The following is a 14,284-nucleotide window of genomic DNA, read 5'->3' on the forward strand; positions in this document are numbered from 1 at the left end:
GACGGCCGGCTGCGGCGGGACGGACACGGCGCCCGGTGCGGCAGGCGCCGGCACGGCGGTAGCGCCCGGCCGGGTGCCGTCGCCCGCCCAGTTCAGCAGCGGACTCCTGACGGGGGCGGGGCCGCGCGTCGGGAACACGCGTACCCTGCGCAATCCCCGATCGCTGAGCCCCGACAGCGACACGTAGGGGCTGTTGGCATTCGGCAGCACGTCGACCGTCCACGCATCGGCATCGGGCGACGCCGCGGTGGCGAGACCGAACCACAGACGGCCCGCGCCTGCGAAGCGCGCCAGCACCGCCGGCGGCACCATGAACACCGCTTCGCCGCGCGGGATCGCCAGCAGACCGTCCTCGCGACTGGTATAGAACGTCGACGACGTGCGCCCTTCCTTGCGCGTGAACAGCGCGGGATCGGTGGCGATCACCAGTTCCGCGACGCACGGCGCGTGGCCGACGCGAATCGTGAAACCCAGCATCGGGAAACGGTCGGTCAGGACCATGCGGTTGGGATGGAGTTGCGCTGCCATGTCGTGTCCTCAGCTCTGGTTTTGATCGGGCTCGTCGCGACGGCCGCCGAGCATCGGCTTGCTGCGCGCATCGATCGCGCGCCGTTCGAATTCCTGCGGGGGAAGAATCGCCAGATCCGGTTCCGGGTCGCCGATGTCGGGGATTTCGTGGTGCGTCGCCTCGAACTGCGCGATCGCGCGCGCCAGCAACTGCGCCAGCAGCTTGGCGTGAACCGGGCTGACCGCGACGCGGCTCATCAACTGGACGTTGCCGGACTGCGGCTCGACCTGTCCGGCATCGATCAGGAACTCGAACGCGTTATGCCCGACCTCGAAATAGTTCGCATAACTGGCGAGCAGCGGCCGTGGCGGGCCGGCTGGCTGGGCCGGATCCGGCGGGGCGTCCTGAAGTGGCTCGATGACGTGCACGACGGCCTCCTTGCATGGCGACGGTCGGTCTGTCCGTTCTTCTTCGCAAGGAGCGGGCCAACGCGCGCGCGCTGACGCAAACGCATGATTAGCCGTGGAATTTCCCGACTGGAGCGGAATTCGCGAATGCTGCCGGGCTGTACCATGTGACAGCCGCGCTGTCACACCGATGCAGTGTTGCCGGCGTCCAGGTTGTACTTGGCCAGCTTGCGGTACAGCGTCATGCGCGACCAGTTCATCTGGCGCGCCGCTTCCATCTTGTTCCAGTTGGTCTGGCGCAGTACCGAGACCAGCCGTTCGCGCTCCTGTTCGCCGGCGGAAAAGTCCTGCAGGAACAGGCGGCGAAACGCCGGCGGAAGGTCGCCCAGCCCGAACGGGCGCCCTTCCGGCGCATCGATGAACAACGCCTCGACCAGGTTGCGCAGCTCACGTACGTTGCCCGGCCACGGGTAGTGCCGCATGTACTCGAGCAATGCCGGATCGGGCCGCCCCACCCGCATCGCCCGCCGCAGGTTGTGTTCGGCGACGAAGTGATCGACGATCGACGCGATGTCCTCCGGCCGTTCCCGCAGCGGCGGAATCTCGATGCGCGCGACGTTCAGGCGATAGAACAGGTCGGCGCGGAAACGGCGCTCCGCGACCAGGTCCTCCAGTCTTTCGTTGCTGGCGGCCACGATCCGGACATCGACCGGGCGCCGGCGCAGCGAGCCGACCGGCATCACCGTACGGTCTTCGAGCAGGCGCAGCAGCTTCGCCTGGACAGCGGGCGGCATCTCGCTGACTTCGTCGAGGAACAGCGTGCCGCCGTCAGCCTCGACGAAGCGGCCGGGAAACGCGTGCTGGGCGCTGGTGAAGGCGCCGCGCTCGTGGCCGAACATTTCGGATTCGAACAGGCTGTCGGGCACGGCGGCGCAGTTCACTGCGATGAACGGCTTGTCGGTTCGGGTGCTGAGGTGATGGACCGCGGTCGCGACGCGCTCTTTGCCGGTGCCGGTTTCACCGGTCACGAGCACCGTCGTATCGGTTTGCGCGACCTTCGCCAGATAGCGACGCAGGTCGATCATCGCCGGACTCGAGCCATGCAGCCCGAGTGACGACGTCGCGCAAATGCCTCCGGTCGTGCTCATGCGCGCGCCGTTCGGCTAGCAAACCGTTGACGGATGATGCGCAGCCCCGAATTTCATCGCCACTTCCCCCCGCTGGATGTTGAGGAACAAGGCAACCATCCTCGATGGCGATTGTTGGCACGCGTTTAATTAGTACTGGAATGCGTGTTGAATGGATAGCCGCGTGTCACGACGCCGGCCGATAATCAGTGTAGTGTCAATATCGAGGTTCGTACAACCTTCCGAGCGCCGACGCTTGCGCATGACATGCCGACTCGCCAGTGCGAGCGTGAGCCGATCGACTCGGACACGCGCGGACGCGATCGCGAATGTGTCATGTCACGCATTTTCGTCAATCCGTGCGCCATCAGCGCGACGAACGGAACACCGATCGCGGCATCCGGTGAATGCGGGTCCTGACCGTCCGCGCACTGGCTCGCGGACCAAACCCACGCATGCTGTGCATCCCACCCGTCACGACGGCGTGGAATCGCTCGCGCGCAGCGTGATGCCCGTCCACACGCCGCTTGCGGCCAGTTCGCCGATCAGCTCGACGATCGTTTGCCGCACGGCCAGCGCGGCGGAATTGACGGGGGACGTGTTCGACCAGCACAGGCTCGCGGGCCGGCGAATCTCCGGCTCGACGATCCGGCGCATCTTCGGCCGGCTGGACGGCTCGCGCGACGCCAGCGCGGACGCGGGCAGGATCGTGCACGCGAGGCCCGCCTGCGCGAGCGATATCATCGTCGGCAGCGAATCGATATCCGCGACGATGTTCAGCGGCACCTCTTCGCGCGCGAACGTGCGCTCGAGCAACAGGCGCAGCCCGTTCTGCACGCCCGGCGCGACGATCGGCACGCCGGCGAGCGACGCGAGGGAACAGGTTCGCGCGCGCGACGGCACCGCGCCGCCCGGCTCGCCGAGCAGATACAGCACCTCGTCGAACAGCGGCATCGCGGTAATGCCGGTGGTGTTCGATTCGCGAAACAGGATCGCGAGGTCGAGCCGCCCGTTCGCCAGCAGCTCGTTGATGAAGCCGCTCATGGTCTCGATGTACTGCAGCCGGATGCCCGGATAACGCGCCCGGATCCGTTCGAACAGCGGCACCGCGAGGATCGACGTCATCGTGGTCGGAAAACCCACCGCGACCGTGCCCGACTCGCTGCCCGCGCCCTCCCGCACTTCCTGGCGCAATTGCTCCATCTGCCGCAGCACGAGCCGCGCATGGCGGTACAGCGCCTGCCCGGCGGCCGTCGGCTTCACGCCCTGCGGGCTGCGCACCAGCAGCGCGACGCCGAGGTCGCCTTCGAGCTTCGCGATCTGCTGGCTCAGCGACGGCTGCGCGACGAAGAGTTTTTCGGCCGCTTTCCCGAGGCTCCCGTATTCCACGATGCTGACGAAGTAGCGGAGCTGACGGATGTCCATGGCGGTTCGATCGACGCGAAAGTCATAGGATACCCCTATGACCGGTACATTCAAACGGTATTTCCGCCGCGCCCGCGCTTCACCTACAGTCACTTCATGCCCAGTCAGAAGCGCCGGCCGCCCGGCGATGGAGGTGACAGTGAATGCTCCCCGGTCGAATGCCAGTGACGATGTCCAGCAGGTCGCGACCGACCTGATCAGCGCCGAACGTGCGGTCGCATTCGCGGCCACGCTCGACCACCCGTTCGTTCCCGCCGCCGGCGATCCGTTGCCGCCCGCCTGGCACTGGCTGTATTTCTGGTCGATCGCGCAGCAGGCCGAGCTCGGCCCCGACGGCCATCCGCGCAAGGGCGGCTTCCTGCCGGACCTCGGGCTGCCGCGCCGCATGTGGGCCGGCGGCCGGCTGACGTTCGAACGCCCGCTGCCTATCGGCGCGATCGCGACGCGCACGTCGCGCGTGCTGTCGATCGAGCGCAAGGAAGGCCGCAGCGGCACGCTCGGCTTCGTGACCGTCGAGCACGTGATCGAAGCCGCGGGCGAAGTCGCGATCCGCGAGGAACACGACATCGTCTATCGCGGCGCGGCCGCGCCCGGAGCCGCCGCCCCCCCGCCGAAGGCCGCGCCCGACCATGCGCAATGGCAGCGCGACATCACGCCGGACGAAGTGATGCTGTTCCGCTATTCCGCGCTGACCTTCAACGGTCATCGCATTCATTACGACCGTACCTACGTGCGCGACGTCGAAGGCTATCCGGATCTCGTCGTGCACGGGCCGCTGATCTCGACGCTGCTGCTCGACCTCGTCACGCGCTCGCTGCCCGGCGTGACGATAAGCGAATACGCGTATCGCGCGGTGCGACCGACCTTTCTCGGCCACCCCTTCAGCGTGTGCGGCCTCCTCGCCGACGACGGCAAGACCGTCGAGCTCTGGGCGAACGACCACGACGGCTGGCTGACCATGTCCGCGAGCGCGACCCTCGCCTGATCCATTCCGACGCTTTCCCCGCTACGACCCATGAATCCTACCGACGCGTACCAAGACATTCGCGAAGCCGTTCGCGACCTGTGCGGCGAGTTTCCCGCCGACTATTTCCGCAGAATCGACGAAGCGCGCGGCTATCCCGAAGCGTTCGTCGACGCGCTGACGAAAGCCGGCTGGCTCGCCGCGCTGATTCCGCAGGAATACGGCGGCTCCGGCCTCGGCCTGACCGAGGCGTCGGTGATCATGGAGGAAATCAACCGCGCGGGCGGCAACTCCGGCGCGTGCCACGGCCAGATGTACAACATGGGCACGCTGCTGCGCCACGGTTCGGCCGAGCAGAAGCAGCGCTATCTGCCGAAGATCGCGAGCGGCGAGCTGCGCCTGCAGTCGATGGGCGTGACCGAGCCGACCACCGGCACCGACACGACCAAAATCAAGACAACCGCGGTGCGCAAGGGCGACCGCTACGTGATCAACGGCCAGAAGGTATGGATCTCGCGCGTGCAGCACTCCGACCTGATGATCCTGCTCGCGCGCACGACGCCGCTGTCGGACGTGCAGAAGAAATCGGAAGGGATGTCGATCTTCATCGTCGATCTGCATCACGCGATCGGCAACGGGATGACCGTGCGCCCGATTCCGAACATGGTCAACCACGAGACGAACGAGCTGTTCTTCGACAACCTCGAAATCCCCGCCGAGAACCTGATCGGCGACGAAGGCCAGGGCTTCAGGTACATCCTCGACGGGCTCAATGCCGAGCGCACGCTGATCGCCGCCGAATGCATCGGCGACGGCTACTGGTTCGTCGACAAGGTGTCGCAGTACGTGAAGGATCGCGTCGTGTTCGGCCGCCCGATCGGCCAGAACCAGGGCGTGCAGTTTCCGATCGCCCGCTCGTTCATCAACGTCGAGGCCGCGAGCCTGATGCGCTTCGAGGCCGCGCGCCGGTTCGACGCGCACGAACCGTGCGGCGCGCAGGCGAACATGGCGAAGCTGCTCGCGGCCGACGCGTCGTGGGAAGCCGCGAACGCGTGCCTGCAATTCCATGGCGGCTTCGGCTTCGCGTGCGAATACGATGTCGAGCGCAAGTTCCGCGAAACGCGCCTGTACCAGGTCGCGCCGATCTCGACGAACCTGATCCTGTCGTATGTCGCGGAGCACATCCTCGGCCTGCCGCGGTCGTTCTGACGGGAGTGACGAGCATGCGCCCACTGGAAGGCATCAAGGTCGTCACGTTCGAGCATGCGATCGCCGCGCCGTTCTGCACGCGTCAGCTCGCGGATCTCGGCGCGCGCGTGATCAAGGTCGAACGGCCGGGCGTCGGCGATTTCGCGCGAGGCTACGACGAACGCGTGTCGGGACTCGCGTCGCACTTCGTGTGGACCAACCGCTCGAAGGAAAGCATCACGCTCGACGTCAAGCAGCCTGCGGCGCTCGACGTCGTGCACAAGCTGCTCGCGGATGCCGACGTGTTCGTGCAGAACCTCGCACCCGGCGCGACGCAGCGCCTGGGGCTTGACTATGACACGTTGCGCGAGCGCTATCCGCGGCTGATCGTCTGCGACATCTCCGGCTATGGGCTCGACGGGCCGTTTCGCGACAAGAAGGCGTACGACCTGCTGATCCAGAGTGAATCCGGATTCCTGAGCATCACCGGCTCCGACGGCGAGCCGGCCAAGGCCGGCTGCTCGATCGCCGATATCGCGGCGGGTATGTATGCGTATTCGAACATCCTCGCCGCGCTGATCGAGCGCGGCCGCACCGGACGCGGCCGGCACATCGACGTGTCGATGCTCGAAAGCATGGTCGAGTGGATGAGCTATCCGCTCTACTACGCGATCGACGGCCAGTCGCCGCCGCGGCAAGCCGGCGCGTCGCACGCGACGATCTTTCCGTACGGTCCGTTCAAGGCCGGTGACGGCCACACCGTGATGCTGGGCCTGCAGAACGAGCGCGAATGGAAAAGCTTCTGCGAGACCGTGCTCCGCATGCCCGAGCTCGCGGCCGACGAGCGCTTCGGGTCGAACAGTCGCCGCGTCGCGAATCGTGGCGACCTTGCATCCGTCATCGTCCGAGCGTTCTCGACGCTGACCGCCGGCGACGTGATCGACCGGCTCGAGCAGGCCGGCATCGCGAACGCGCGGATGAACGACATGCATGGCGTGTGGACGCATGAACAGCTTACCGCCCGGCACCGCTGGACGCGGGTCGACACGCCCGCCGGCGAGATCCCCGCCCTGCTGCCGCCCGGCATCGCGCCGAGCGACGAGCCGCGCATGGATCCCGTGCCGGCGCTTGGACAGCATACCGACGCCGTGTTGCGCGAGCTCGGCTATGCCGATGAACAGATTCACATGTTGCATGCATCCGGCGCGGTTTGACCGGGCCTTTCCGCGCTGATCGCAGCGCGCCCCTCATCTAACTATCGAAGCGTCTCCGCGTCTGGTCAGCAGACGCGAGAGCGCCACACATCTGGAGACATCATGGCGAACACCGTCAATGCCGCCGGCCGGCTCGACCGGCTGCCTGTTTCAAGGTTCCACTGGAAGATACTCGGGCTGATCGCCGGCGGCGCGTTCCTCGACGCGTTCGACATCTATCTCGCCAACGGCTCGGTCGCGTCGATGGTCAAGGACGGATTCACCGACCTGCGGCACGGCGCGATGTTCGTGTCGTCGACGTTCGTCGGGATGATGATCGGCGCGTTCGTCGCGGGGTATGTCGGTGACCGGCTCGGGCGACGGTATTCGTATCAGCTCAATCTCGCGGTGTTCGGGCTCGCGTCGATCGCCGCGTGTTTTGCGCCTGACATCGAGTGGTTGATCGTGCTGCGGTTCATCATGGGGATCGGGCTCGGCGCGGAACTGGTCGTCGCCGCCGGGACGCTCGCCGAGTTCGTGCCGCCCGACACGCGCGGGAAGTGGGTGTCGCTGCTTGCGATCATTACCAACAGCGGGCTGTTCGCCGCGCTGGCCGCGGGGTACTGGATCATTCCGCATCTCGGCTGGCGCTATATGTTCGCGCTGGCCGGTATCGGTGCGCTAGTCGTGTGGTTCATGCGCAAGCGGATGCCGGAATCGCCGCGCTGGCTCGAATCCGTCGGGCGGCTCGACGAGGCGGAGGCGACGCTTGCCGCGATCGAGCAGGAGGTGAGCCAGCAGGTCGGCACGCTGCCGCCGGTGCGGCGCACCGTGGATCTGCATGTCGGGAAGGTGCCGCTCGGCGTGCTGTTTTCGAAGGGGATGCGTGGGCGGATGGCGGTCGCCGCGTTGACGGCGATCGGCGTGAACGTGGGACTCTACGGCTTCATTGCGTGGCTGCCGACGTTTTTTGTCACGCAGGGGTTGTCGGTCGTCAAGTCGCTCGGCTTCGTGTTCCTGATGTCGATCGGGTCGCCGGTCGGCGGGTTGATCGGGTATCTGATCGCGGACCGGATCGGCCGCGCGAAGGGGATCGTGATGGCTTCGCTTCTCAGCATCGCGCTGGGCTGGCTGTATGTGTCGCTGCGCGATACCACGGCGATCATTCTGGTCGGGTTCTGTCTCGTCAGCGCGATCTATACGATCACGACGCTTGGGTTGTTTGGGTATATTCCGGAGCTGTTTCCGACCGAGGTGCGGCTGCGTGGCACCGGTGTCGCGGGGATGTGCGGGCGGATGTCGTCGATCGGGACGCCGGCGCTGGCACTCGCGCTTTATCAGGCGTTCGGCGTGTCAGGCGTGATCGCGATGGTCAGCGCGACACTCGGCGTGCTGTGTGTCGCGATCGGGTTGCTGCGGGTCGAAACGGGGCGGCAGGCGCTGGAGGAAGTTGCGCCAGGGACGAGCGACGCGGATGGTGCGGCGGTCGCGCCGGGGGCGACGCAAGTTTGATTGTCGATAAAATCGGGTATTCCCAAATCCGTGCAAATCGGTAATCTACGAGGGTTCAGTGAACGAAACAGCCTCGCTGCCTGAATGCAACCATTCGGATCGCGCCATGACTGAGCCTCGTCTGACATTCCTCGACCAGAATGAATGGGAAACCTGGTTGACGCAAAACGGCGGCACCTCGACCGGGATATGGCTGCGCCTCGCCAAAAAGGGCGCCGGGCAGCCGACCCTCACTTACGAACAGGCGCTGGAAAGCGCCCTGTGTCATGGCTGGATCGACGGCAAAAAGCAAACTGAAAGTGAAGCATACTGGTTGCAACGCTTCACGCCACGCTCCGCAAAAAGTATCTGGTCCAGGCTCAACAAAGAGCGGGCCGAAGCGCTGATCGCCGCAGGCAGAATGCTTCCTCCGGGTATGCGGGAAATCGAGAAAGCCACAAAGGATGGCCGCTGGGAGGCGGCCTATACGTCCGCCAGCAACTCGGTCGTGCCGGCCGACCTGCAAGCCGCGCTGAATGCCGATCCCAAGGCTAGCGCGTTCTTTGCGACGCTGAGCGGCCGAAACCGCTACGCCATCCTGTTTCGGTTACAGAATGCCAAAATGCCCGCAACGCGGGTGCGCAAGATCGAGGAGTTCATCGGCATGCTGCATCGCGGCGAAACCATTCATCCGTAGACCGGGAAGTTCGACAGCCGACGAAAATCGACGGACGCCACGCGCGCCCCGCCCATTCGAATAATCAGCCGGAGCACGTTGATGAGCAAGCGTGACCGAAACCCAGCCAGCGCGCCGGTACGCAGAAGAGCGTGCACGTTGACCATTCTGGCGGCATGTTGGCTGTCGTGCGTGGGGCTGTCGGCGCGTGCGTCCGACGACGCCACCAGCTTGCGCGCGCTATACCAGAATCTGAAACCCCAGCTCGACCACAACGCGTTTCATCGGCGGCTGTATCTGGATTCCCAGGAATCACCCTCCACGGTCACGGGCGAAATATACGCAGAAGTGGACTACCCATTCGCGACCGTCAGCGACGTCCTTGATTACCGGTCGCAAGGCCTGTCGAACTGGTGCGATCTCCTGATCCTGCATCCGAATATCAAGTACTGCCGTGCCTCTGGCACGAATAGCGACAACATGCTGACCCTGAATCTCAGCAAACGGGAAGCCGCCGCGGAACTCCAGTCCACTTACCGCCTGTATTTCCGTTACGATGCGGCGGCCACCGCCCCGGGATACTTCAAGGTAAAACTCCGCGCCGACAGCGGACCGTTGAACACCCGGGATTATCAGATTGTCCTGGAAGCGGTGCAGCTCGGTAGCGACCATACGTTCCTGCATCTGACCTATGCATTCAGCTATGGCCTGGTCGGGCGCCTTGCGATGAAAAGCTTTCTGGCAACGTTTGACCGCGGCAAGGTCGGCTTCACCAAGGTCGCCAGTCCGTCCGCGGCACAAGCGGAATACGTCGATGGCGTACGAGGCCTCGTGGAGCGCAACACCATGCGCTACTACCTGGCCATCGATGCCTATCTTGCCGCACTATCGAGCCCGCCCGACAAGCAGCTGGAGCAACGCCTGAGCACGTGGTTCAGTTCCAGCGAGCAATATGCGCGGCAGCTACACGAAATCGACCGGCAGCAGTACATGCGGATGAAACAGGACGAATACCGACGCCAGCAAACGGAGTAGCAGGCGGCGAATCGCCGGCGGACAACCAGAACGTTCGCGACGAGCCGCTATGAAAAGCGGACACATCGCCGTGGCACTCGCGATCCGACGCTCGCGACGCATGGTTTAAATGTATAAGGCTGGACTAGACCGAACAGACAGCGTCAGTTCGTCTGACTCAGTTTGGCCACTTTCGGTCGTTCAACCGCGCGCTCAGGCGGACGTTCGGATGTCCGTTGCGCCTTGGATAACGGTTGTTCCCTCGGTCGCGTCGCTACTTGATGGGCTTCAACAGCCCGCTGTCGGGCAAGCTCCAGATTCGTCCAGCACTGCTGGTCGACCAAGCCGGATGTGCTCGTGATTACCCATCACGAGCGTCAAGCGATCGGGCAACCCGAAAGCCAAGATCATCGATTGCAAACGTCGGATGGCTACGACGTCGATTCGTCGCAAGGCAGCCTCGTTCGGCATCCGCCCATCCGCCGCCACGAAACACGCGATACGAACCATAGACTTCCGGGTCGTATAGATCGGCGCACCACTCCCAAACGTTTCCTAGCGTGTCGAAAAGCCCCCAGTCATTTGCTTGCTTTTGACCCACCTCATGCGTGTGGCCCCCCGAGTTTTCTCTATACCAGGCTATATCGCCGAGTTTGCCGTATCTCGGACCATTTGTTCCGGCGCGGCAAGCGTACTCCCATTCAGCTTCGGTGGGCAGGCGATAGCCGTTACTTTCCGGGACAAGAGAAGCCCCCGTTCCATCGCCATGAAATTCATAACAGTCGAGAAGGCCGGCTGCCTTTGAAAGCATGTTGCAGAACCGGGTTGCATCAATCCAGGATACGTTGACTACTGGACATTGCGCGGCGACATACGACGACGGCCATTGTCCGGTTACCGCAGCATATTGCGCCTGCGTGATGGGATAGCGGCCGATCAAAAAATGCGGCAGCTCGACAGACCATCTACGGCCAATTCTGTCGTCCCTCAATGCAATCGTTCCTGCGGGAACGCGTATCGTTTGTATATCGAGTGCTTCAGACAGATGTTCCATTTTCCTCATGACAATAGAAACTGCTTACAGCGGCAAAGGCCTCCAACGCAGTATCTAACAGGGCTTACCTCGCATTCACGGAAGCAGCATGAGTGGGGAGCGAGGTGCGCCAAAACGAAGGATGCGTTGGATCAAATGCGCGCGCGTTCGATAGCCCGGCGAAGCTGACGTCGCGCGAGCGACTGTTGTATGTTGCAGATTCAACCCTTGATGAAGTGACGGTCGAGCAATCTCAGACCTGATCTGACGCTGACCGAGAGATTAGGTCTTGACTTGCACAGTTTAAACGTCCGTTCGGCCGCCAAGTTGTAAGCGATCCTGGATTCAGTGCGCCCTTGCCGGCCGACCCGATGTGCGGCAAAGCCGCGCCACCCGCCTGCGGGCCTCCAATCGCCCGTCTTTTCGATGGCTGGCGTCAGCCGCCCAACGGATCAGGGTTAATGTTTACCGCGACCACCCGCAGGCTTCCCAGCCGGCTTGCGCGCTCCCGCAACCGCCTTGCCCGCGGGTTTGCCTTTGCCGCGCGGCTTTTGCACGCTGAACGGGCTGCCGTTCAACACGCTCGCGCCCTTGCCCGCGGCACCGGCACCGTGCCCCGCAGCCTTGCGCTTGCCCTCACCGCCTTGCGGCCGTGGCTTTTTCCCGGCCACCGGCATCGCCGTCGCCCCACCGTGCGGAACTTTGGGCTTCTTCGGCTTTTTAGGCTTCTTGATGATCTGCCCCGTCGAGCTGGTTTCCGGCACGCGGTGCTCCGCTTCAAACCCCGGCTCTTCTTCCCGGCGCAGCGTCTGCCCGATCAGCGCCTCGATCGCGGCCAGTTGCGGGGCTTCATCCGCACACACCAGAGACACCGCCACGCCACTGGCGCCCGCGCGCCCGGTACGCCCGATCCGGTGCACATAATCCTGCGCCACGATCGGCAGATCGACGTTGATCACGAGCGGCAAGTCATCGATATCCAGCCCGCGCGCAGCCACATCGGTGGCGACCAGCATCTGCACTTCGCCCGTCTTGAAGCGTTCGAGCGCACGCAGCCGCGCGGGTTGCGGTTTGTCGCCGTGGATCGTGTCGACCGCATAGCCCGCCTCGTCCAGCATGGCCGCCAGATACTCCACGCCATTGCGGGTCTTGACGAACACCAGCGCGTGGTCCCAGTTGTTCTCGGCCACCAGGTGCATGAAGAGGTCCGGCTTGTTCCGCTTGTCGACCGTCACCACCCACTGCTTGATCTTGCTGGCCGTGACATTGGGCGGGCTGACGCTGATATTGACCGGGCTGCGCAGAATGCTCGCCGCCATCGTGCGGATATCGTCGGTAAACGTCGCGGAGAACAACAGGGTCTGGCGCTGAACGGGCAGCGCGGCAAACACGGCATTGAGCTCGCGCGCGAAGCCCAGATCGAGCATGCGGTCGGCCTCGTCCAGCACCAGCGTTTCGACCTGATCGAACTGCACCGCATTCTGGCGGTTGAGATCCAGCAGACGGCCCGGCGTGGCAACGAGCACATCGACGCCTTTGCGCAACTTCATCATCTGCGGGTTGATGCTCACGCCGCCGTAGGCGGCCAGAAATCGCAAGTCGAGGCCCTTGCCGTAAGCGACAAAGCTTTGCAGCACCTGCTCGGCCAGTTCACGCGTCGGCACCAGCACCAGAACCCGCGCGCGGTTGCTGGACACCGCCGGGCCGTGCTGCACGAGCCGCTGCAACAGCGGCAGCGCGAAACCCGCCGTCTTGCCCGTGCCGGTCTGCGCGCCAGCCATGACGTCCTTGCCGCCGAGCACCGCGGGAATTGCCTTGACCTGCACCGGCGTAGGTGTCTGGTAATTGAGGTCCTGCAGATTACGCAGCAAGGGGTCGATCAGGCCGAGTGAGGCAAAAGACATGGACGTGTTCCGGGCTAAAACCGCAATTCTAGCGGTTGCCGCTGATCGCACCGTGCAGATCAGTGCGCCCACGCGCCTTCACCGAAACAGCTTCATCGCCGTCGTGAGCGTATTGACGGTGCCCCACGCAAGCGGAATCAGCACGTAGCACCAAAACACGACGAGCACCGCCTTGTTGGTCGGATGGACGGAAGCGACCCGATGATGCCGATCAAAATGACCGATTCGGTCATATTAGGGTTTTCATTGACTGATTCAGTCACCGTATCAGCTAGAATGCACACATCGCGCAACAGTTTTGATCGAAACGAGCACATCGTTCTGTCATCCGAGTTGCACTGGCTGACGTGCGTGGCGGCGCCATCGTGCCCGCAAGCGCGCAGCCCGCTGATATCTGCCTAACCCATGGAGACGGCACGTTCGCCCGCCGTCCCTTCCGCGATGGAGCACGCATGTCAATGTCGTTCAAGGGGATCGTTCCCGCGCTGATCACGCCGATGACGGCGGACGAGAACGTCGATGAAGACGGCCTGCGCGCGCTGGTCGAACGGCTCATCGAATCGGGCGTGCACGGGCTGTTCGTGCTCGGCACCAATGGTGAATTCATCGCGCTGAGCGAAGAAGAGAAACTGCGCATCGCCCGCATCGCGGTCAGCCAGGCCCGCTCGCGCGTGCCCGTCATCGCGGGCACCGGCGCCTATGCGACGCGTGACGTGATCGACCTGAACCGGAAGATGACCGAGGTCGGCGTGGATGCCGTTTCGGTGATCACGCCGTATTTCAACGGCGCGACGCAACCGGAGCTCTACGCTCACTACAAGAAGATCGCCGAGGCCACGCCACTTCCGGTCATGCTCTACACGATCCCCGCGAAAGCGGGCATCACGCTGACGGTCGATACCGTTCGCCGGCTTTCGGAGATTCCGAACATTCGCGGCATCAAGGACAGTGGCGGCGACTTCGATCGCCTGCTGCAACTGATCAACCTGCGCCGCGACGACTTCGCGGTCTTCACCGGCACCGACTCAATGATTCTCTGGACGCTGATCGCCGGCGGCGACGGTGCGGTCGCCGCGACGACCAATGCCGTCCCGCAGGTCGTCATGTCCATCTGGAACAAGTTCCAGGCGGGCGATATCGCCGGCGCACGCGCCGCCCAGGAATCGCTGCGCGCGCTGCGCGATGCGTTCGCGCTGGGCACGATGCCCGTCGTGCTGAAAACCGCCGCGCACATGCTCGGGATGCCCGCAGGCCCCGCACGCTCCCCCGCCCAGCCGCTCGACGCCAGCGCGCGCGAGCGCCTGGCGCAAGCGCTCTCCATCTACCACGACGCCGCACGCGGCCACTGAAACGG

13 protein-coding genes and 1 pseudogene are annotated in these 14,284 nt (G+C 64.3%); 7 read left to right on the top strand and 7 right to left on the bottom strand.

What is annotated here, in order from left to right; all coding sequences use genetic code 11:
- From F3J14_RS20050 to F3J14_RS20065, 4 genes and pseudogenes are all read right to left on the bottom strand, one after another.
- A pseudogene (locus F3J14_RS20050) lies at positions 1-528 on the bottom strand (hypothetical protein); the annotation flags it as partial.
- Between the two features lie 9 nt (positions 529-537).
- Complete coding sequence (locus tag F3J14_RS20055; RefSeq protein ID WP_006753386.1) at positions 538-936, bottom strand: DUF3467 domain-containing protein; 399 nt, start codon at positions 934-936, stop codon at positions 538-540.
- A 161-nt stretch (positions 937-1,097) separates the two neighbouring features.
- Positions 1,098-2,063, bottom strand: coding sequence for a sigma-54 dependent transcriptional regulator (locus F3J14_RS20060; protein ID WP_166724500.1), 966 nt, complete (start codon positions 2,061-2,063; stop codon positions 1,098-1,100).
- 453 nt (positions 2,064-2,516) lie between these two features.
- Positions 2,517-3,467, bottom strand: a complete 951-nt coding sequence (locus tag F3J14_RS20065; RefSeq protein ID WP_166724501.1) for a LysR substrate-binding domain-containing protein — start codon at positions 3,465-3,467, stop codon at positions 2,517-2,519.
- A 139-nt stretch (positions 3,468-3,606) separates the two neighbouring features.
- On the opposite strand from F3J14_RS20065, the gene F3J14_RS20070 reads away from it, so the two are divergent.
- The 6 genes from F3J14_RS20070 to F3J14_RS20095 all read left to right on the top strand — a co-directional run bounded on the left by F3J14_RS20070 (position 3,607) and on the right by F3J14_RS20095 (position 10,014).
- Positions 3,607-4,452 (top strand): MaoC family dehydratase N-terminal domain-containing protein, encoded by an 846-nt coding sequence (locus F3J14_RS20070; RefSeq protein ID WP_166724502.1) that lies wholly within the window; start codon positions 3,607-3,609, stop codon positions 4,450-4,452.
- Between the two features lie 30 nt (positions 4,453-4,482).
- Entirely contained in the window at positions 4,483-5,640 is a 1,158-nt protein-coding gene (locus F3J14_RS20075) for an acyl-CoA dehydrogenase family protein (protein ID WP_166724503.1), read from the top strand.
- A gap of 14 nt (positions 5,641-5,654) precedes the next feature.
- Positions 5,655-6,833: a CaiB/BaiF CoA-transferase family protein gene (locus tag F3J14_RS20080; RefSeq protein WP_166724504.1), complete on the top strand. Its 1,179-nt coding sequence runs from the start codon at positions 5,655-5,657 to the stop codon at positions 6,831-6,833.
- Positions 6,834-6,935: 102 nt separating this feature from the next.
- A complete protein-coding gene (locus F3J14_RS20085) occupies positions 6,936-8,324 on the top strand; it encodes an MFS transporter (protein ID WP_166724505.1) in 1,389 nt (462 codons plus the stop codon).
- A gap of 106 nt (positions 8,325-8,430) precedes the next feature.
- On the top strand, positions 8,431-9,000 hold the full coding sequence (locus F3J14_RS20090; protein ID WP_166724523.1) for a YdeI/OmpD-associated family protein: 570 nt from the start codon (positions 8,431-8,433) through the stop codon (positions 8,998-9,000).
- Positions 9,001-9,081: 81 nt separating this feature from the next.
- Positions 9,082-10,014: a hypothetical protein gene (locus F3J14_RS20095; RefSeq protein WP_166724506.1), complete on the top strand. Its 933-nt coding sequence runs from the start codon at positions 9,082-9,084 to the stop codon at positions 10,012-10,014.
- A 340-nt stretch (positions 10,015-10,354) separates the two neighbouring features.
- Here the strand turns inward: F3J14_RS20095 and F3J14_RS20100 are convergent, their stop codons facing one another.
- From F3J14_RS20100 to F3J14_RS20110, 3 genes are all read right to left on the bottom strand, one after another.
- On the bottom strand, positions 10,355-11,047 hold the full coding sequence (locus F3J14_RS20100; RefSeq protein ID WP_247682251.1) for an SUMF1/EgtB/PvdO family nonheme iron enzyme: 693 nt from the start codon (positions 11,045-11,047) through the stop codon (positions 10,355-10,357).
- Between the two features lie 437 nt (positions 11,048-11,484).
- Positions 11,485-12,930: a DEAD/DEAH box helicase gene (locus F3J14_RS20105; RefSeq protein WP_211080374.1), complete on the bottom strand. Its 1,446-nt coding sequence runs from the start codon at positions 12,928-12,930 to the stop codon at positions 11,485-11,487.
- 78 nt (positions 12,931-13,008) lie between these two features.
- A complete protein-coding gene (locus F3J14_RS20110) occupies positions 13,009-13,155 on the bottom strand; it encodes an oxalate:formate antiporter (RefSeq protein WP_166724525.1) in 147 nt (48 codons plus the stop codon).
- 227 nt (positions 13,156-13,382) lie between these two features.
- On the opposite strand from F3J14_RS20110, the gene dapA reads away from it, so the two are divergent.
- Positions 13,383-14,279 (top strand): 4-hydroxy-tetrahydrodipicolinate synthase, encoded by an 897-nt coding sequence (gene dapA, locus F3J14_RS20115; RefSeq protein ID WP_166724526.1) that lies wholly within the window; start codon positions 13,383-13,385, stop codon positions 14,277-14,279.
- Positions 14,280-14,284 lie beyond the last annotated feature (5 nt).

The sequence above is a fragment of the Burkholderia sp. Tr-862 genome, assembly GCF_011753085.1.
GTDB lineage: Bacteria > Pseudomonadota > Gammaproteobacteria > Burkholderiales > Burkholderiaceae > Burkholderia > Burkholderia ambifaria.

Excerpts from the sequence above, each read along its gene's own strand:
- F3J14_RS20075 (WP_166724503.1), top strand. The coding sequence starts at position 4,483 with ATGAATCCTACCGACGCGTACCAAGACATTCGCGAAGCCGTTCGCGAC.
- F3J14_RS20090 (WP_166724523.1), top strand. The coding sequence starts at position 8,431 with ATGACTGAGCCTCGTCTGACATTCCTCGACCAGAATGAATGGGAAACC.
- F3J14_RS20065 (WP_166724501.1), bottom strand. The coding sequence starts at position 3,467 with ATGGACATCCGTCAGCTCCGCTACTTCGTCAGCATCGTGGAATACGGG.
- F3J14_RS20105 (WP_211080374.1), bottom strand. The coding sequence starts at position 12,930 with ATGTCTTTTGCCTCACTCGGCCTGATCGACCCCTTGCTGCGTAATCTG.
- F3J14_RS20060 (WP_166724500.1), bottom strand. The coding sequence starts at position 2,063 with ATGAGCACGACCGGAGGCATTTGCGCGACGTCGTCACTCGGGCTGCAT.
- F3J14_RS20095 (WP_166724506.1), top strand. The coding sequence starts at position 9,082 with ATGAGCAAGCGTGACCGAAACCCAGCCAGCGCGCCGGTACGCAGAAGA.
- dapA (WP_166724526.1), top strand. The coding sequence starts at position 13,383 with ATGTCAATGTCGTTCAAGGGGATCGTTCCCGCGCTGATCACGCCGATG.
- F3J14_RS20080 (WP_166724504.1), top strand. The coding sequence starts at position 5,655 with ATGCGCCCACTGGAAGGCATCAAGGTCGTCACGTTCGAGCATGCGATC.
- F3J14_RS20100 (WP_247682251.1), bottom strand. The coding sequence starts at position 11,047 with ATGGAACATCTGTCTGAAGCACTCGATATACAAACGATACGCGTTCCC.
- F3J14_RS20085 (WP_166724505.1), top strand. The coding sequence starts at position 6,936 with ATGGCGAACACCGTCAATGCCGCCGGCCGGCTCGACCGGCTGCCTGTT.